We start from the raw sequence: 19001 nt of genomic DNA, 5'->3' as shown, positions 1-19001 counted from the left end.
CAAAGTCTTATTAACTTTGACATGATAAGGGCAGCTTGTCAAGCTGACATGCATTAGCGCGTGTGGATATGCAGTTTTATTCTGTGAATTGAGGCAGTATTAAGACTTGCCCCACTTGTATTGAAGTTGACTGAAGTTGATTTACTTTCTTAATTGCTTCTATATATACCCGTGTATCCATTGTTCCAGGTTTGTGATCCAAAGATATACTCCATAGTGTATCTCCTTGTGAAACTGCCATCTTCCCTCCAGGCAACAAATCTTTCTCATTGCCAGCGAACACAGTCAATACTGTACTGCATCCAACCAATATAATTAAGCTTACGATTATTAATTTCAGCACCCATGTTGGGACATTGCGTTTTGCAAATACCTTTTTAAAATTCCTTATATTAGTTTCAACCACTTCAGAATGCACCGGCTCGTAAATGCTTTGATAAGTAGAATATCTCATTAAATATCGACCTCCAAACGTTTGTTCCTATCCGTTGAAATCAATATAACACGAACACTTGTTTTGTACAATAACTTTTTAGAACAATTGTTCGCTTTTTTTTATTGTATCCTACAGTCCACTATCTTTCTTCTATTGTACGGGAACTGTCATTTGCAGTATTTGATTAGACTCAAAGAAAATTTTCATCTTAATTTGCAAAAAAACATTGATTTTATGGTATTTTATTTAGAACTTATGTTTGTACGAACGGAGGTTCTATGTTATAATTTTCCCAAACGTTACTAAAATGGGGTTGATACGGTATGTCGAAGATATCCAGCAGGCAACAGGCTATTCTGGAGTTTATACGCAATGAAGTCCGGTTGAAGGGGTATCCTCCTTCCGTACGCGAAATTGGTGAAGCCGTTGGATTGGCTTCCAGCTCTACAGTACATGGACATCTGGATCGTTTGGAGAAGAAAGGTCTGATTAGACGTGACCCAACCAAACCAAGAGCCATTGAACTTCTCAGCCAGGAAGAGTCAGAGCATTCACATCAGTTTGCTCACAGCGTTGCTCGCATTCCTGTCGTGGGTAAAGTTACTGCAGGGGTTCCGATCACAGCAACAGAAAATATCGAAGATTACTTCCCTCTTCCTACGCATTATGTAGGCGAACAGAAAGTATTTATGCTTTCGGTCGTGGGAGACAGTATGGTAGAAGCAGGCATTGTTAACGGAGACTATGTTATCGTACGTCAGCAGCAAACTGCAGATAACGGCGATATCGTAGTAGCCATGACTGAAGACGATGAAGCAACGGTAAAAACGTTCTACAAAGAGAAAGATCATATTCGTCTTCAACCGGAAAATTCGACTTTTGAACCGTTGCGTTTGAAACACGTTAGCATTCTGGGCAAAGTCATTGGCCTTTTCCGTGATATTCATTAATATGTATTGTAGTTGTACAGAAGTCTCACAATAAGATACTTAAAGAGGTTGTCCCGTTCAACGGGACAACCTCTTTTTTTATACTACTTATATTGTTCTACGTTAGCCGACTATTCGCTGCGTTTAAGAATGCTTTTATGATGAGAGAACACATCAAAACTTTGTTGACCATGGTAGGAACCCATTCCACTTTCTCCTACGCCGCCAAACGGAAGATAATGTGATGTCATATGAGACAAGGTGTCATTAATACAACCACCACCAAAAGATACTTGATTCAGAACTTGATTCTGCAGATCCTCATCCTGAGTGAAGAGATATAATGCCAGTGGTTTTGGACGACGAACAATCTCATCTAGCATGGGATCGAGGTCGGTATACCTAAATACAGGAAGAATTGGACCAAAGATCTCTTCTTGCATCACTGGGGATTTCCAACCCACTTCCCCCAGAACTGTTGGTTCAATGAGCAGCTGATCACGTTCAGAACGTCCACCGATCATTGCTTTGCCATCTTGGAGCAAAACCGATAAACGATCAAAGTTACGTGCGTTGACAATGTGTGGAAAATCAGCATTTTTCATCACATCATCTCCAAATTTATCCTGAATTTCTGCAGCGATCAATTCAAGTAATTTGTCATGTACGTCCTCGTGTACAAGCAAGTAGTCCGGAGCGACACAGGTTTGCCCAGCATTCAGGAATTTACCACGCACAATGCGCTGAGCTGCCAGCTTCAAATCAGCATCCTGATGAACAATGACCGGACTCTTACCACCTAGTTCCAACGTAACTGGAGTCAAATGCTCAGCAGCTGCCTTCATAACGATGCGGCCAACACCCGTACTACCGGTAAAGAAAATATAATCAAACTGTTCCTTCAATAGTGCTGTACTTGTCTCGACTTCCCCTTCCATAACTGCCAAGTACTCACTAGGAAATATCTCATGAACCAAATCATAAGTCAGACGTGATACGGCTGGGGTTAATTCAGACGGCTTAATAATGGCACAGTTACCCGCAGCAATGGCTCCAATCAGAGGGCCGAAAGCCAATTGGAACGGATAGTTCCATGGTGCAATAATAAGAGCAACTCCATAAGGTTCGGGATAAATTAGGCTTGTGCCATCAGGTATAGCAGAATTTGTAGGTACAGGTTTTGGTGTAGCCCATTCCTCCAAATGTTCCAATGCAAAATCCAGTTCACCCAATACGATCCGAATCTCAGAGCCATAAGCCTCTGTTTCAGATTTATTTAGATCCGCACGAAGTGCGTCAAGAATACGTTGCTGATGCTTCTCAATTCCCCGTCTTAATTCCTGAAGAGCACGAATACGGTACTCAATAGACTTCGTTTGTCCTGTATAAAAAAATGTCCGCTGTGCGGCAACCAGTTGCTTCTCTTGTTCCATATTAACATCTCCAATTAATTGTCCAAAATTTAATTTCTAAAAACATAAATGAATTATAACGCAATTATATGAAACTATCAACATATAGATACTGTAAAAATTGAGCAAACAATTAAAACATACTCTCGCTTCAACGATATAATGATATTTTAATTAACCATTCTATTTCTTATTGACTACATAAAAGGCAATAACACTAAGAGGCCAAAACTTATGCTACGAATGCCAGCTTCCTCATTACATTTTTATTCCCGTCCCCGTTTTAGTCCAACGTGATGTATCTACCCTTCCAAATGGTGGCACGTGTTCTGTCTATATTTTCTCTTCCTGAATTTTTTCTTCATTATATACACTTTGAGGGAGGATCCACACTGACATCTCTTTATTAGAATAGGATTGACAAAAAAGGAGGTCATTGTTATAATCGCCCTCATATCTTAAGGAAGGATGATTCAGATGATTCGTCGTCTAAAAAAACTAAAAAATGTGGCTACCGTATCACGCTTCTAAGTTACTCAGAAATAAAACTTAGAAGCGAGGAAACTAAAATGAATATAAACCAATTTAATCACTGGTCTGAAATTAAGTACTTAAAGGATATTGTAACCAATCCATTAATCGAAGTCGGCGATTACTCTTATTACTCCGGTTATTATGATAACAATTCATCTTTTGAAGACGGATGCGTGAGATATTTATGGGGAGATGACAAATCCAGGAGCTTATTCAACCCCATTGAGGACTTTGGATGGCAAATAGATCGATTGATTATTGGTAATTATGTATGTATCGCAGCCGGTGTTGTTATTCTTATGGGAGGAAATAACAATCATCATGCGGAGTGGATCACTGTTTATCCGTTCGCTGATCAAATTAGCCATTCCTTCTCACCCAAGGGAGATACCATTATAGAAAGCGATGCATGGATCGGCATGAATGCAATGATTATGCCTGGTGTTACCATTGGGGAAGGTGCGATTGTTGCAGCAGGCTCAGTTGTGACAAAAGATGTCGCCCCTTACACGATAGTTGGTGGCAATCCTGCAAAAGAAGTTAGAAAGCGTTTCTCAGAAGAAGAAATCATGAAGTTAAAAGAAATGCGCTGGTTTGATTGGAAAAGAGAATCAATTGAAGCAGTCACTCACTTACTTTCTAGTTCTTCAATTAACGAGTTATATGAGCACTACTTATCAGAAATTAAGGACTGAGTTCCTATAGATATAAAGCTAGGTAGAATATTATTCTATCTAGCTTTTTTTATATCTACCGCCCACAAAAAGAAAAACCCCTCAGCGTTAGAGCGCCAAGGGATTGAGCTATTAGTACAACGTGATATATTGATCGCGTTCCCATTGGTCGACTTGTGTTCTATTTATGTACGATCGCTTCATATTATTGTTTCTTTCAATATATATGAGCTATATACGACAACGTACAAGAACGAACGTTCGTATGTAATCATAGCTTTTCACGACTTGGGGGATGTTTGGGGGACGAGTTGGGGGATGCCCCCCAAACTTCAAATGAACCGTCAGTACAACTCCGATGGATTACAAATCAAATGTCAGAAACAACCCTATATAATAGTAGGAAAAAAACTGAGCCCCTTGATTAATCCCTTGGGCTCTATCAATTATCGGCTTGCCGCAGTGATTTCTTCGATCTTAATCCAGCTGTAATCCTCCTCACCACGTACAAGTTTGATTCACCTGTTTGGCTTATCGATCGATGTCACAACGCCCCGCATGATTTCGTCATCAAACGGATTAAATACAGTCATCTTAACAGATCGGCATTCTTGGTGAGATTCCAGGATCAATTCTTCAATGAGCTGCATTTCCTGTTCATCTAAGACAGGCTTCCCCTTCCTCTCTTGTTCCTTCTGATCCCTTAAAAATGCTTCTCGATGTTCAGGAAGAATTATACGCGATCCCTCGTATATGCGCGTTAGCCTCAATTTGCTAGCCATAATATCGCCTCCTTAATATTCAGTCCAATAGTCGATGTTCCTCGGAGGTGGTGTGTGCTCAAACTTAGGTCGTTCACCTTCACGCTCCCAGCCTTCTAAAATCACTATGTTAGACGTATATGATCGGCTGCTTGTGTTCAACTAACGGGCAGATTAACGCAACTTTGTATAGATAAATACGTATAGGAAGTAAATGAGGTTAGGACGTGCGATAATATGTTCATAATATTTCTAATTGGGTTTATCATGGTCACAACGATACTATTAATGATTTTCTATAAGCTGATTGGAAAATTGATGAAATTTCGCAAACTATATAATTGGATTCTTTCAGGTGCGATTGTAACTGTTATTGTGTATATTTGGATGATTAACACGTTGAAGAATTTACTAACTCCTATGCCATGAGACTCCAAATAATTCACCTAACGGGAAACGATAGCTCAATAAAACCAAAAAAGAAGAACAATACGATCTGCTTCTCTAAAACTTACCACCTCTACTCTTTATGGCAAAACGCTATAATGGAGTGAGGTGTTTTTTTATGTTTATAAGTCAAATGTTACTTGAAACAGCACCGGGACCATTCAGTCATTCTGATTTTATCTATGAGCCTAAAGTTGATGGTCACTGACTTATATATTCGCAACAGTCCGGCAACGTCCGGTTATTCACTCGTCACAACAACGACTGTACCCCGCAATACCCTGAGCTTCAGCTGTCGTTTGATGAAGATATCATTTTGGACGGTGAGGTCGCTTGCACCGATCCAGCAACAGGTCTGAACGACTTCGAGGCAGTCATGATAGATTTAGCACCAAGCAGGCCAGCAAGATAACGCAGTTCACCAAGTCGTTGCCGGCCACCTTCGCCATATTCGATATTCTTTTTTACCAAGGCCGGGATCTACGCAAGCTGCCACTCATGAGCGTAAGACGATACTTCATAATCTCAATTTGCCGTCAAGAAGCTTTGGAGTTGTGCCCCATATAGAAGGCGCTGTAGAAGATTTGTACGCCCAGATAGAAGCCATGGGCATGGAAGGTGTAGTTGGCAAGCGCAAAGACAGCGTGTATGTCAGCAGACGATCTAAGGACTGGATGAAGGTCATCAACTGGTCTTACGCTGATGTCTATATTACTGGATACAAAAAAGCAGAATTCGGATGGCTGGCAGCCGTTCCTGATCCATCTGGCAGGATGCGCCCGGTAGGAGTTATTGAGCATAGTCCGAGTCCAAAACATAAGCAGGCGTTTCGTGGTATGTGTGCCCAACTTATAACGGGTGAAGACAAGAACAACGTTTACTTGGAACCCCGGATACAGGCACGAGTTAAGATGCGGAACTGGACCAAATCTGGTTTGCTACGTATCCCTGTGTTTGATCAATTTATCGTTATGAAACCTGGACAGATCCAGACGGAAATAAGCTGAGTACATGCACCATCATCACAACTGAACGCGGAGCGATATCTTTAAGGTATCGCTTTTTTCAATGACTATGCTTTTGAAAGATATGGAAGGTTTTGTTTGTTTCTGATAGACTCAATTGAGTCAAATAGATTTTATATGATACATAGAGAGTTTAGGGGGAGAAAAATGGACAGTTTAAGTGATGTGTTTATGTCCGGGGTAGCTATAATAATGCTTTTGGTAATGTTTTGTTTTGCGTTTATGTGCTTTTATATGATGGTAGTGAATATTATTGATAAATTTAAGCCAGCTAGTAAATTAATGAGTTGTGAATCATGCGAAAGAACAATATCAACAAGTGCTTATGTATGCCCGCACTGCGGTCAACATTATGGTAATTCTAGTGCTTTTAGTTCTATTACTGTTTGCCTTTTTTGTGGATGTGTATTTTTATTTATTGGATTAGCAGGGGTAAGCTTAATACTTGAAGAGTATGGTTATGATTTGTTGAATTTCATAAAGAAACTATTTGATTGAATTATAGGAGCCTATAAAAGGCTCCTATTTTTGTACCCTAAATTCAAACGTATCACGAAAGTATCTCTTCACCATAATCTTAATGGATACTGGGCTATACTCTTCTATTGGTCCGCCATAATCAATGATATGTTCGCGATCACCGAGGACAAGCCAGACGGAAACACGGACTTGCGTTAAGGCTGCTGCGAAGAAATCCATATCTGTGGATAATATCTTATATGTATAATTCATCTCATCACTAAATCTACCCATTCGACAAAAGGCATGTACTTCCTGCACATAATGACTTATAAACTACAAATTCCATAATAATATTTGTTCATCCAACATTTAACAACAATATCATTTACAAATATACATTACATATGGTATATTTATCCATGGTTGGCCGACCTAATTATGTAAGAGGCTCTTCGACATCTTTAAGTTCAAATAACAACATAAAACAGAATCTACTTTATTGGTTCTAGTATATTTGGGAGGTTTGAATATGAAAAGATTAAGAAAATTCTCTATTTCTGTTATGGCAACCGCTTGTTTATTGGCATTTGGTTCAAGTTCTGCATTCGCTAAAACCGGTTGGGCTGATACCTTTGAGACAGCAGAAGTGATGTACTCAAGTGTTAATCAGAATTCTGGATTTAGCGCAACACAGTATTTAGATAGCATGAGTGATAATGATTATTATCTTGTAGACAACACAAATGGATCTTCTGTAATCTCATTTGGCGTTATTGCTACCCCGCCACCTAATTTCGATATTATTATGGGTGTTATTAAAATGGATGCAAGCGGTGCGATCCTTTCCATTCAAATGGATAACTGGAATGGGCCTGGATACGCTGAGGCAATTGGTATGAGTGCTAAACCTGGTGAGAAAGTTTACTTCAGAATTATGGATAACGGCATCAACAACTACAACGAACCTTATACAATTCAATTTACAAAACACAGCTAACCAACTATTATAGTCCATATTCAAAAAAAGACTCTCCAGCTTAATGCAGGAGAGCCTTTTTCATTTGTAGTACTTTATATGTATTCATCATTACACACCCGCTCTATTTTTAAAATAAACAGAACGCCAACCTATAATTGGTTGCGTTCATTTAATGCTACCAGTTCTTTAAAATTATCAAACAATAACTTCAGCCAGTATCTTCATCAACTGGTCCGTAAACCTCTATCATTTTTTTCGTAACTTTTCTGCATCAGTATCATCTATTATTTTACATTTCACAAAATGTAAGATGATTTTGATTTCTAACATTCTTTTTTTATATTCAATATGCCCTGTACTTGGTGCATCGGGCGAATCATCATCAATCTCATCGTATAGATTCTTTATTTTTTCCTTAATCATTGTGTAAAAATTACGGCCATCTAAAAGTTGCCTTAGTTCATCAATACGAAATGAAATTATAGGAATACCGGTTTTAAGTAAAATCTTTTTTCTTTTCCCCTCACCATATCGCCACCCATTCCTACTTATTCCATTAATGGAAAAGAAGATACCAATCTTTGATCCCCTACTTGGTAATAATTCAGCAAGTTTTGCTACCATCCCTATATCAACACTGGATGTGGCTTTATTCTTGTACTCGCAAATTATTTTTGGGCTTAGATATTGTCTCATAAACTCTGGTGCGAAGATTTCACTTAAAGTAACTTCAACGTCTGTCTCATTGTCAGTAGGACGCCTATTTTTTTCAACTTCCACACCTTGGAATCTCGCAAATACATATACAGCAAAATCCTCTAAAAGTGCCCCTTTTTCTTGATTTCTACCTCTATTCCAGCTTTTAGACTCATTTAATTTATCAATATACTTTGAGACTTCTTCTATTTCTGACAGTTCAAGCGGTTTCCAAAAGATATGATCACCTAAACTCTCGGCAATTAGTTTAAAGTCAGAGAAATCGGTGATATTCATATTGTCCTCTTTCTTCTGAAACCAACACGAATATTGTTGAAATCCATTTTTTCCCAACAGTACGGACAATCGTGTTATTTTAGTTCTTCAATATTATAGAAAATTCTAATATGCGATTCTTCATTGTTTATGCAACCTACAGCGAAAAGCATCTCCAAAATACCTTAATTTTCCAACTCTACTAAGATTAGTTCAGCAGACATAGCATCAAGTTTGCTACCCATTGCTAAAATTGATTTTGTGATGACATCACTTAGTCTGAGTGAGAGAATTTGTTTCGATACTCTGGTCAATACGGAATTCGGCTATTTTTCTACATGCAGCTAGAGGATATATGGATATATTTACTGGATATTCTTTAAACTTCTTATTGAAACAGGTATGAGAAAAGGTGAAGCCGCTGCTTTAAAATGGTCTGACATTAACTTCAAGGAAAAAAAGATACACATTGATGAAACACTTGATTTTCAGGCAGAAAATGATGATGAGCTATTTGGAGATACCAAAACCTTCAGATCCACGCACACAATTACTGTAAGCACTAGCTTAATCAATGATTTGAGATATCACGCCACATGGCAAAACCAAAATAAAATTAACCTGGGAGAATCCATGTACAGGCATGATCTAAATTTAGTGTTGTGTCGAAACGATGGAAACCACATGCCAAAGTCTACCCTCTTCAATGCTTTCCAGAGGATTTTAAAGCGAGCAGAGTTAAGTGAAGATCTTCGAATCCATTCTCTTAGACACACATATGCTGTACTCATGCTTGAAGCCGGTGCAGACATAAAATTTGTTCAAGAACAGCTTGGTCATGGAAGTGTGCAAATCACCTCTGATATATATGCTCACATCTCCAAAAAGTTAGAGCAACGCAATATTGAGAAGTATGAACAGTATACCGCCAACATTCTTGGTTCAAAAAATCAAAATGGGGGACGTTTGGGAGACACTCCTCAATAGAAGTATAATCCCCATTCAAACGTCCCCCATTCAAATCCTCAAAAAACCCCATAGGTATAAGGTTTATTCAATTAGTACAACGTGATATATTGATCGCGTTCCCATTGGTGGACTTGTGTTCTATACATATCCCACTCAATTTCTTTCAGCTCGTAGAAGTGAGCCAGGGCGTGATCGCCAAGTGCATCACAAATTACTTCGCTGCGGATCAATTCGTTCAATGCTTCTTTCAGGTCAGCCGGTAAGCTTGGAATGCCTTCTTCCACACGCTCTTCTTCTGACATGATGTAGATGTTACGGTCAATTGGAGCTGGCAAGGACAGCTCACGTTTGATTCCATCCAGACCTGCTTTCAATAAAACAGCCAAAGCCAAGTAAGGGTTAGCAGCCGGATCCGGATTACGAACCTCAACACGTGTACTCAGACCACGGGAAGCTGGAATACGGATCATTGGGCTACGGTTACTGGCGGACCATGCTACATAACAAGGGGCTTCATAACCTGGTACAAGACGTTTGTATGAGTTCACAGTTGGGTTGGTAATTGCTGCAAACGCACGCGCATGCTTCAAAGTTCCAGCCATGAAGTGACGTGCAGTTTTGCTCAGACCCAGCTCGTCAGACTCGTCTACGAATGCGTTCTCTTTGCCTTGGAACAAGGATTGGTTACAGTGCATACCGGAACCGTTCATACCAAACAGCGGTTTCGGCATAAAGGTAGCATGTAGACCATGCTGACGTGCAATCGTTTTAACAACGAGTTTGAACGTTTGGATTTGGTCTGCTGCTTTTAGAGCATCAGCATATTTAAAGTCGATCTCATGCTGACCTGGAGCTACCTCATGGTGGGAAGCTTCGATCTCAAAGCCCATTTCTTCAAGTGTGATAACAATGTCACGACGACAGTTTTCACCAAGGTCCGTAGGCGCAAGGTCGAAATATCCACCTTGGTCATTCAGTTCGTTAGTCGGGTTTCCTTTTTCGTCTGTTTTGAACAAGAAGAACTCTGGTTCAGGACCGACGTTGAAGGAAGTGAATCCCATTTCTTCGGCTTCTTTCAGGTTTCGTTTCAAGATGCCACGCGGATCTCCTGGAAACGGATTACCATCCGGAAGATATACGTCGCAAATCAGTCGAGCAACACGGTTCTCGGCTACCCAAGGGAAAATCAACCAAGAATCGAGATCCGGATAGAGGTACATGTCGGACTCTTCAATACGTACATAACCTTCAATGGAAGATCCATCAAACATCATTTTATTATCCAGAGCCTTGGTAAGTTGGCTCACAGGGATTTCAACGTTTTTGATTGCTCCAAGCAAATCGGTAAATTGCAAACGAACGAATCGTACATTTTCTTCTTTTGAGATGCGTAGTATGTCTTCTTTAGTAAAACTCACGATACCCTCTCCCTTTCTTCTCTGCGTATTTGGCTTGCCTGTTATATTTGTACATTAGAATATTGCATGGGTCAAGGAGTCCCCCTACCCAAAAGCAGGATTTCCCCTGACCTACGAGGTTATACGAACTTATTTTTTATTAAAGAAACGGGAAAGCTCTCCCTGGATGAGAGATACTTGTCCAGGTCTCTTACCTGACACCAGTTGTTGTTTAAGCAGACGATGCAGTTGGGAATCCGACAGTTCTCTACGTTTCACTTCCGTATCAGCCGTAATAACCGTTGCTTCTTCTGACTCTTTGGATACAGGATTCATCACTTGTTTAATACCCGCGATGTTAACTCCTTTTTCAATCAGAGCCTTGATTTCCAGCAATCGTTCTACGTCATTGAAAGAGAACAAACGCTGATTACCTGACGTTCTCGCAGGAACAATCAAACTGTGCTGCTCATAATAACGAATCTGACGCGCGGACAGATCCGTAAGTTTCATAACTATACCTATCGGGAATAAGGCCATATTTCTGCGAATTTCGTCACCCATCATTCATCAACCTTCCAGTCATCTTTTCTTCACTCTATTGTACAGTTAGTTATTACTAAGTGTCAATGATGTGTTAGATAAACTCACAATAATTTACGTTCTTTCATGGTCTGTAATGCCATCAAAACGCCATATTTAACATGGGAGTACGTTAAACCGCCCTGCATATAGCCAATATAAGGCTCACGGATAGGCGCATCTGCAGACAACTCAAGGCTCCCACCTTGTATAAACGTACCTGCCGCCATAATGACAGGATGCTCATAACCTGGCATGTCCCACGGTTCAGGAACAACATGGCTATCTACTGCGGCAGCGCGCTGTATTCCTTGTACGAAGGCAATTAAATGCTCGGCCGAACTGAATTGAACAGCCTGAATCAGATCTGTACGTATCTCGTTCCATGCCGGTTTGGTTATAAATCCGGAAGCAGCAAACATCGCCGCAGCGAACACGCTTCCTTTAATGGCTTGTCCCACAATTGTCGGAGCCATGTAAAGTCCTTGGTAGATGCCACGAGTGGTGCCCAACATCGCGCCAACCTCCGCGCCAATTCCGGGAGCAGTCAAACGATAGGCAGCCAATTGAACATACTTTTCCTTCCCGCATATGTATCCACCGGTTTCGGCCAGACCTCCACCGGGATTTTTAATCAGTGAACCTGCCATTAGATCTACCCCGACTTCAGTTGGCTCACGTTCCTCCGTGAATTCACCATAACAGTTATCCACAAATACGATGACATCTTCCTTGATCGCCTTTACACGTGCAACCATATCAGCGATTTCTTCAATACAGAAGGAAGATCTCCAATCATATCCTCTGGAGCGTTGAATACCAATGACTTTTGTCGCTGCATTGATACTTTTCTCTACTGCTGCCCAATCTACTCCGCCATCTTCTAACAGAGCCGTCTCTTGATAGCCAATGCCGAAATCCCTTAACGATCCTGTTCCATCACCCGGCTTACCTATGACCTTATGCAATGTGTCATAGGGCTTACCCGTAATGTACAATAACTCGTCGCCTGGACGAAGCACACCGAACAAAGCTGTAGCAATAGTATGTGTACCAGACGCAAAATGGGGACGCACCAGTGCAGCCTCTGCACCAAACACATCGGCATATACTTCATCAAGCACCTCGCGCCCCCGATCGTTATACGCGTAACCCGTTGAACCCGCAAAGTGAAAATCGCTCACTTTTCTACGCTGAAAAGCATTGATTACTTTCCATTGGTTATGATCGGTGATCCGGTCAACCTGTTGCAATTGCCCCACAATCTGACTTTCAACCTGTCGTTGAAGTTCAATAATCTCTGAATCAAAGCTTACCATCTTACTTCATTCCCCTTCATAGCACGAATCTGACGTCAAACATCAATTATCGTGTCAACTTATCATACAAATATGTCATCGATGTTACAGTTGTATGAAATCTTCAAGTAAATAACCGAATTTCTCATATTCACCTTTTTGCAGTTCCACTTCATAAATAACATCATTATCTTCAAATGTAGTCTCAACCACATCACCAATTTTGTAAAGTACAGATGTAAGATCGCCACGCTCAGCCGGAATACGGAACCGTTTGGTAGCGCCAGTCAATTCAGCCTGGATAAGCTCCCGAATTTTCAGCAAGTCATCTGCATCTAGAGCGCTCACTTTGATATGTTCTTTATCCAAAGGAAGCATTTCAAGCTGCTCCGGTGTACAAGCATCCTTTTTGTTATACAATACCAATTGAGGCTTGTCCCCTGAACCCAGTTGCTGCAAAATCGTGTGTACCGTTTTCATCTGGTCTTCACGCATTGCAGATGATGCATCGACCACATGTAATATAAGGTCCGCTTCATTCACTTCCTCCAGCGTTGCACGGAAAGCCGCAATCAGATCATGAGGAAGGTTTTGTATAAACCCAACCGTATCTGTGAGTACGATTTCTTTACCACTTGGCAGTTCCATCGTCCGTGAGGTTGGATCCAGTGTGGCAAACAGCTGGTCTTGAATATACACATCTGCCGCCGTTAATTGTTTAAGCAAGGTGGATTTACCCGCATTCGTATAACCTACAAGGGCTACCTGAACGATCCCCGTCTTTTTGCGACGCTCCCGGTGCAGCTTGCGATGACGTGTCACTTCTTCCAAATGACGCTTCAAGTCATCTATGCGGCCACGAATATGTCGACGATCAGTCTCCAGTTTACTTTCACCTGGACCCCGCGTTCCAATTCCGCCGCCAAGTCTGGACAAATTCTTCCCGTGACCCGACAAACGTGGTAACAAATAGCTCAACTGAGCCAACTCAACCTGGATAATACCTTCTCTTGTGTTGGCGCGCTGCGCAAAGATATCCAAGATCAGCTGGGTGCGATCAATAATTTTGAGATCCAACGCTTCTTCCAGGTTACGAACCTGAGCACCGGACAGCTCCTGATCAAAAATAGCTGTTGTTGCTCCCATTTCCTCAGCCACTGCACGAAGTTCTTCCACTTTCCCCTTACCAATGAACCATTTGGTGTCCCGGATTTTCAGGTTCTGTGACAATACACTCAGCACTTCCACGCCTGCCGTCTCGGCGAGTTTTACCAACTCCTCAAGAGAGTACTCCGGATTAATACCCGAACGTTTGACCTCATCGGTAACCAGACTCACCAACACGGCGCGATCCTTCTTCACCATATCTGTATCATGTGTGCCATTTGTCATCGTGTATATTCACTCCTTCTATTACGTTTCCGCATATATTGTGCCACCATGGTTCCATAGCATGCTTTAAGCCGAACCGGTTAACCCGGCCGGCTACTTTAAAAATTATATTATCGCTTACTTTTGATCAAACTTCAAATCCTCTGTGCGAATGGTCATCAGCTCCAGTTTTCCCGGATTCCCCTGGGTATACTGTTCCAATAGTCGAACTGCCTGATGGCGAATCGATCGTTCAATGGCATTTCGGACATATCGGGCGTTGCTAAACGCATGAAGAGACTCATTTTTTTCCTGAAGCAAATGTTGCTTTAGTTTGAGTATGGTCTGTGGCATCAGAATATAGTCACGTTCCTTGGCCATAATTTCGGAGATTTGAATCAATTGATCAATACTATAGTCTGGAAATTCAACCTGGATCGGAAAACGGGAAGGTAATCCGGGATTCGTCTGTAGAAAAAAATCAATTTCTTCCGAGTATCCAGCTAGGATGAGGATAAATTGATTCTTATTATCTTCCATTGACTTTACAAGTGTATCGATAGCTTCCTTCCCAAAATCCTTCTCGCCCCCGCGAGCCAGACTGTACGCCTCGTCAATAAACAAAATTCCACCCAATGCCTTCTTGACCAAGTCTCTGGTTTTCTGTGCCGTATGCCCAATGTATTCTCCGACCAAGTCTGCACGTTCCACTTCAATCAAGTGACCCTTACTCAATACACCCATCTTCTGAAAAAGCTTCGCAACAATTCGTGCTACCGTTGTTTTTCCGGTTCCCGGATTGCCTTTGAAAATCATATGATACACGTGCGCCCCACTTATCAGACCAGCTTCGGTACGCATCTGGGCAATCTGTAAGAAAGCATAGATTTCAAATACTAAATCTTTGATATTTTCAAGTCCAACCAGTTGCTCTAACTCACCTTGAATTTCCTGAAAATGCGCATGTTTGGCTAAACCTTTTGCTGCTTGTATTGCTGTCTCTTCTTCTTTGACCAGCATCTGAGGTTCCTGGTTACGCAAAACAACATTAATTTGTCTGGATGGTCTGCCTCCCGGTTGCCCTCCTGCAGCCATGACCCGTCCGTTCATTCGCCATCACCTCTATTTTATCGGGCTGAACTCTCCTGATTATTAATGTATTCTATCAGGTGCTCTAATATTAGAAGTATGGCGAAGAATTATGGGACTTTTCCATAACTCAAATCTGAATATTTTTTCTGAACTCCCCATTCTCAAACAGGGTCTGTCTATGCTTCAGAGACAGTTGGAAATAGGGAAACACATGAGCATCAATAGCATGCAACAATTCCTTTGCTGTCCGGTTAGCCAGATCATAATCCCCCGTCGTAATGTGCTTACGAGAAAGAGCATCTTCAAGTTCATCCTCGTCCAGCAAAAATATTTCTCCATCCTTCAGGACAACGACATCCAGATACAGATCATCAAACCATGGAACACCCTGATCGGTTATGCCCTGGCTACGGCATGTATCAATGTACCATTCAACAATCCGCTCCTGATCGTCAAACATGGCCGTAACAACAAAGTGCTCGCCTTTCGGATAATACTGCAACCAGGAATAACCTTTATCCGCAATGCAGAAGGTACTTCCTCCATAGGTTTTCCACAAAGGCTCTTTCAAATCTTGGATCGTATACAGCGTAATGTAACCCGTAAAAATTTTGGATTGAACGAACCGGCATGTAAATTGTCGGTTCGTAATCCGGCGCCAGTTCGCGCGGTCCCCGAATTTCCGTTTCATACGAACCCCTCTTTGCCGACCACAGGTCCGTGACCTGCTGATATTGGTGAACAGCGAATAACGTCCGCATTACCGATTCCACAAGTCCCTGAATCCGCTTTGCACAACGTATTACGAATAGTTACAGCTTACCATATTTAAGTTATACACTCAAAATCAAGCTTTTCCCCATCTATTGGAGAGCTATGATTCCATGCCAAACGTTACACAAACCAAAAAACCTGCTTCCCCAACATCAGGGAGCAGGTTTTAGGCTGTAATTATTTAATGCGGCTTACTCTTGTTAACCGCCAGTTCCAGCTTGAGAATCAGTAGGTGTATCTGTTTCTCCAGTGTTACCGTTGTTTCCACTATCTGGTGGCGTGACCACTTCGCCTGGTGTCGTTACAGACCCATCATTGGAACCCTCATCCGTACCTCCAGGATCTGTTGTTCCCTGCCCAGGCGGTGTGTTTCCTTCCCCGGTCTGTCCGTTCCCTTGGCCTGTTCCGCCATTGTTTCCATTTCCATTATTGCCGTTACCATTGTTGCCGTTACCATTGTTACCATTTCCGTTGCCGTTGCCGTTGCCATTGTTACCCTCAGAACTTCCATTCCCCGGCCAACCGTTGTCTGGATTTTCTGTTCCAGGCTGTTCAGTACCCGGTTCCGTCGTTCCCGGCTCCGTGCCCATATCTGGCTGTTCCGGTTCCAATTCTTCTGCTTCAATCATCAGCGATATGGTATTGGACGGATTCGTCTCCTGTCCGGAAGCCAGATCATATGCTGTTACATAATACTCATAAGTGAGACCAGGGAGCGCACTTAGATCCTGTGCACTGGTCGAACCAACTGCATCAATGAGGTGGGTGAACTGTCCCTCAGATGTTTCTTTTCTGTAAATCCGATACTGTGTCGAGGAATCCCCCGTTGAAGTCCAATTCAACGATACAGTTTGCGTAGATGGATCATAAGCACCATTCAAGCCACTCACTGATAGCGTTGGCTGCTCTGGTTCTTTTTCCGGTGGAGGTGTCTGGGCACCTGCTGGAGCTTTGAAGTCCTTCACAGGAACTCCTTTCAACGCATCCCCCATAACTTTGGCAAAGAACGCCGCTGACAGCTTACTGCTATTTTTGAGCATATGGTTTGCATCTGGATTGTCGTAACCCATCCATACTGCCGCAGTCCATTCTGGCGTGTATCCGACGAACCAAACATCACGGTTGGCACTGTTGCCGGAAATACCACTTTGAACGGTTCCCGTCTTACCAGCAACCGGTCGATCCAGACGTGCTGAACGACCTGTACCGTCATTCACGACATTTTGAAGCATTTGAGTCAGGGAATAAGCATTTTGCTCACTCATGACACGTGTTGTTTCCGATTTATCGTGTTTATAGGTTGTTTTCCCAGCGCTATCCTTAATTTCCTTAATGGAATACGCCTGCTGGTACTCACCCAGATTAGCGAATGCACTATAGGCTTGCGCCATTTCCAGCGTATTCGTACCTTTGCTAAGACCACCCAGCGCGATCGCCAGGTTTTTGTCTTCATCCGTAAGCTGGATACCTACGCTTTTTGCAAACTGAACACCTGTATTCACACCAATTTTGTTTAGGAGCCATACTGCCGGGATATTCTCCGATTTTGTAATGGCATCCGTCATGCTAATGGTAGAAGAATACCCATGCAAGTTACCCGGACAGTAATTGCCGAAGCATTGCTTTTCATTACTGAGAGCTGAGTTTGCATTGTAATTACCTGATTCAAGAGCCGGTGCATAAGTCACAATCGGTTTAAATGCCGATCCAGGTTGTCTGCGGCTCTGTGTTACCCGGCTGTAGCCCTTTGTTTGATAATCCCGCCCGCCCATCAAGGCGACGAGACTGCCATTTTCATGGTTCATAATTACCATGGAGCCTTGAACTGGCTGATCATCTTTACTTGACTCAAACAAACTATCATCCGAGAAAGCACTTTCCATGGCTGTTTGAGCCTGAGCATCCATCGTCGTGTAAATTTTGTACCCGCCGATATTCAGATCATCCTCCGTTTTACCAGTCACTTTTTCTGCTTCACGAAGAACATAATCGATAAAGGCTTGATACTTTTGATCTTTCTCAGGCGGTGTATAGTTATAATCTACTGCTTTGGCTTCATCCATTTCCGCCTTGGTGATGTAACCTTGCTCATACATCAGCTGCAATACGACAGCGCGTCTTGCCTTGGAATCGTTGGGATTGCTCAGCGGGTTATAAGCTGAAGGCCCTTTAGGCATCGCTGCCAATGTGGCAATTTCCCATAATTTAAGCTCGTTTAAATCTTTTTTCCCAAAATAAAATTCAGACGCAGCCTTAATACCATAACGCTGATGACCAAAGAAAATCCGGTTCAGATACATCGTCAGAATTTCGTCTTTTGAGTACTTGCGCTCCAATGCCATTGCAATGGAAACCTCCGTCGCTTTACGGAAGAAAGTTTTGTCACGGGACAAGAACATATTTTTCGCAAGCTGCTGAGTCAGTGTACTACCACCCTCCACCATGGAGCGGGCCATGACGTCTTTAACCGCCGCCCGTCCGATGGACCAGATATCCACGCCCTGATGCTCGTAGAATCGTCTGTCCTCCGTAGCAACAAAAGCTTCCTTTACCAAATCCGGAATATCTTCTTCATTGACCGGCTCCAGCTTTTGAATGGACAACTCGCCCATTAACTGTCCGTTACGATCATATACTTTTGAAGTTTCATTGATTGTTGTTTTGTCCTTGTTGGCTTTGAGCAGATTTTCGCCACTCACCATAATAAATAAATATCCACCCAGTGCACAGAATATGGCGATTGCCATGGTGAAAAACAGTGTCCATCCAACGCGTTTACCCGTAATTTTTTTCTTTTTAGAGGTCTTTGGCTTCGCTTTTTTGGTTGACTTGTTATTACTGTTGCGATTGTTAGACCTCGACAACGGATCGTTTGGCATGTTACCTC

Annotated in this window: 15 protein-coding genes and 2 pseudogenes; 6 read left to right on the top strand and 11 right to left on the bottom strand. The window is 42.1% G+C overall.

The annotated features are described in order from the left end of the window. Positions 1 to 76 precede the first annotated feature (76 nt). Positions 77 to 454, bottom strand: coding sequence for a LysM peptidoglycan-binding domain-containing protein (locus G3352_RS22045; RefSeq protein ID WP_163759887.1), 378 nt, complete (start codon positions 452 to 454; stop codon positions 77 to 79). Positions 455 to 759: 305 nt separating this feature from the next. Between G3352_RS22045 and lexA the strand changes: the two genes are divergently transcribed. Next, positions 760 to 1386, top strand: a complete 627-nt coding sequence (gene lexA, locus G3352_RS22040) for a transcriptional repressor LexA (protein WP_024630400.1) — start codon at positions 760 to 762, stop codon at positions 1384 to 1386. 110 nt (positions 1387 to 1496) lie between these two features. Here lexA and G3352_RS22035 read toward each other — a convergent pair whose 3' ends face one another. Continuing rightward, the gene (locus G3352_RS22035) at positions 1497 to 2798 is read right to left on the bottom strand and encodes an aldehyde dehydrogenase (RefSeq protein ID WP_163759884.1); all 1302 of its coding nucleotides are present in this window, start codon (positions 2796 to 2798) and stop codon (positions 1497 to 1499) included. 548 nt (positions 2799 to 3346) lie between these two features. Between G3352_RS22035 and G3352_RS22030 the strand changes: the two genes are divergently transcribed. Continuing rightward, positions 3347 to 4006: a CatB-related O-acetyltransferase gene (locus G3352_RS22030; RefSeq protein WP_163759881.1), complete on the top strand. Its 660-nt coding sequence runs from the start codon at positions 3347 to 3349 to the stop codon at positions 4004 to 4006. A gap of 497 nt (positions 4007 to 4503) precedes the next feature. Here G3352_RS22030 and G3352_RS22025 read toward each other — a convergent pair whose 3' ends face one another. Continuing rightward, positions 4504 to 4767, bottom strand: a complete 264-nt coding sequence (locus G3352_RS22025; protein WP_163759878.1) for a YolD-like family protein — start codon at positions 4765 to 4767, stop codon at positions 4504 to 4506. Between the two features lie 544 nt (positions 4768 to 5311). Between G3352_RS22025 and G3352_RS22020 the strand changes: the two are divergent. The 3 genes and pseudogenes from G3352_RS22020 to G3352_RS22010 all read left to right on the top strand — a co-directional run bounded on the left by G3352_RS22020 (position 5312) and on the right by G3352_RS22010 (position 7677). Further along, a pseudogene (locus tag G3352_RS22020) lies at positions 5312 to 6200 on the top strand (ATP-dependent DNA ligase). A 165-nt stretch (positions 6201 to 6365) separates the two neighbouring features. Continuing rightward, on the top strand, positions 6366 to 6716 hold the full coding sequence (locus G3352_RS22015; RefSeq protein WP_163759874.1) for a hypothetical protein: 351 nt from the start codon (positions 6366 to 6368) through the stop codon (positions 6714 to 6716). 493 nt (positions 6717 to 7209) lie between these two features. Beyond that, entirely contained in the window at positions 7210 to 7677 is a 468-nt protein-coding gene (locus G3352_RS22010; RefSeq protein WP_163759871.1) for a hypothetical protein, read from the top strand. Between the two features lie 228 nt (positions 7678 to 7905). Here the strand turns inward: G3352_RS22010 and G3352_RS22005 are convergent, their stop codons facing one another. Continuing rightward, entirely contained in the window at positions 7906 to 8652 is a 747-nt protein-coding gene (locus G3352_RS22005; protein WP_163759866.1) for a hypothetical protein, read from the bottom strand. Between the two features lie 333 nt (positions 8653 to 8985). On the opposite strand from G3352_RS22005, the pseudogene G3352_RS22000 reads away from it, so the two are divergent. Continuing rightward, a pseudogene (locus G3352_RS22000) lies at positions 8986 to 9618 on the top strand (site-specific integrase); the annotation flags it as partial. Between the two features lie 71 nt (positions 9619 to 9689). Here G3352_RS22000 and glnA read toward each other — a convergent pair. From glnA to G3352_RS21965, 7 genes are all read right to left on the bottom strand, one after another. Next, complete coding sequence (glnA, locus tag G3352_RS21995; protein ID WP_163759863.1) at positions 9690 to 11018, bottom strand: type I glutamate--ammonia ligase; 1329 nt, start codon at positions 11016 to 11018, stop codon at positions 9690 to 9692. 129 nt (positions 11019 to 11147) lie between these two features. Continuing rightward, entirely contained in the window at positions 11148 to 11561 is a 414-nt protein-coding gene (locus tag G3352_RS21990) for a MerR family transcriptional regulator (protein ID WP_063563200.1), read from the bottom strand. An 83-nt stretch (positions 11562 to 11644) separates the two neighbouring features. Then, complete coding sequence (locus G3352_RS21985; RefSeq protein WP_163759860.1) at positions 11645 to 12898, bottom strand: methionine gamma-lyase family protein; 1254 nt, start codon at positions 12896 to 12898, stop codon at positions 11645 to 11647. 84 nt (positions 12899 to 12982) lie between these two features. Further along, complete coding sequence (hflX, locus tag G3352_RS21980; RefSeq protein WP_163759857.1) at positions 12983 to 14269, bottom strand: GTPase HflX; 1287 nt, start codon at positions 14267 to 14269, stop codon at positions 12983 to 12985. A 117-nt stretch (positions 14270 to 14386) separates the two neighbouring features. Then, the gene (locus tag G3352_RS21975; RefSeq protein WP_076289088.1) at positions 14387 to 15358 is read right to left on the bottom strand and encodes an AAA family ATPase; all 972 of its coding nucleotides are present in this window, start codon (positions 15356 to 15358) and stop codon (positions 14387 to 14389) included. 109 nt (positions 15359 to 15467) lie between these two features. Continuing rightward, positions 15468 to 16031, bottom strand: a complete 564-nt coding sequence (locus tag G3352_RS21970) for a ribonuclease FAU-1 family protein (protein ID WP_076289087.1) — start codon at positions 16029 to 16031, stop codon at positions 15468 to 15470. 283 nt (positions 16032 to 16314) lie between these two features. Continuing rightward, positions 16315 to 18993 carry a penicillin-binding protein 1A gene (locus G3352_RS21965; RefSeq protein ID WP_163759854.1) on the bottom strand — a complete coding sequence of 893 codons (2679 nt, stop codon included), beginning with the start codon at positions 18991 to 18993 and terminating at the stop codon, positions 16315 to 16317. Positions 18994 to 19001 lie beyond the last annotated feature (8 nt).

Source organism: Paenibacillus sp. ALJ109b (genome assembly GCF_010747435.1).
GTDB classification, from domain to species: Bacteria; Bacillota; Bacilli; order Paenibacillales; family Paenibacillaceae; genus Paenibacillus; species Paenibacillus taichungensis.
This window is presented reverse-complemented; position numbering and strand designations above follow the sequence as displayed.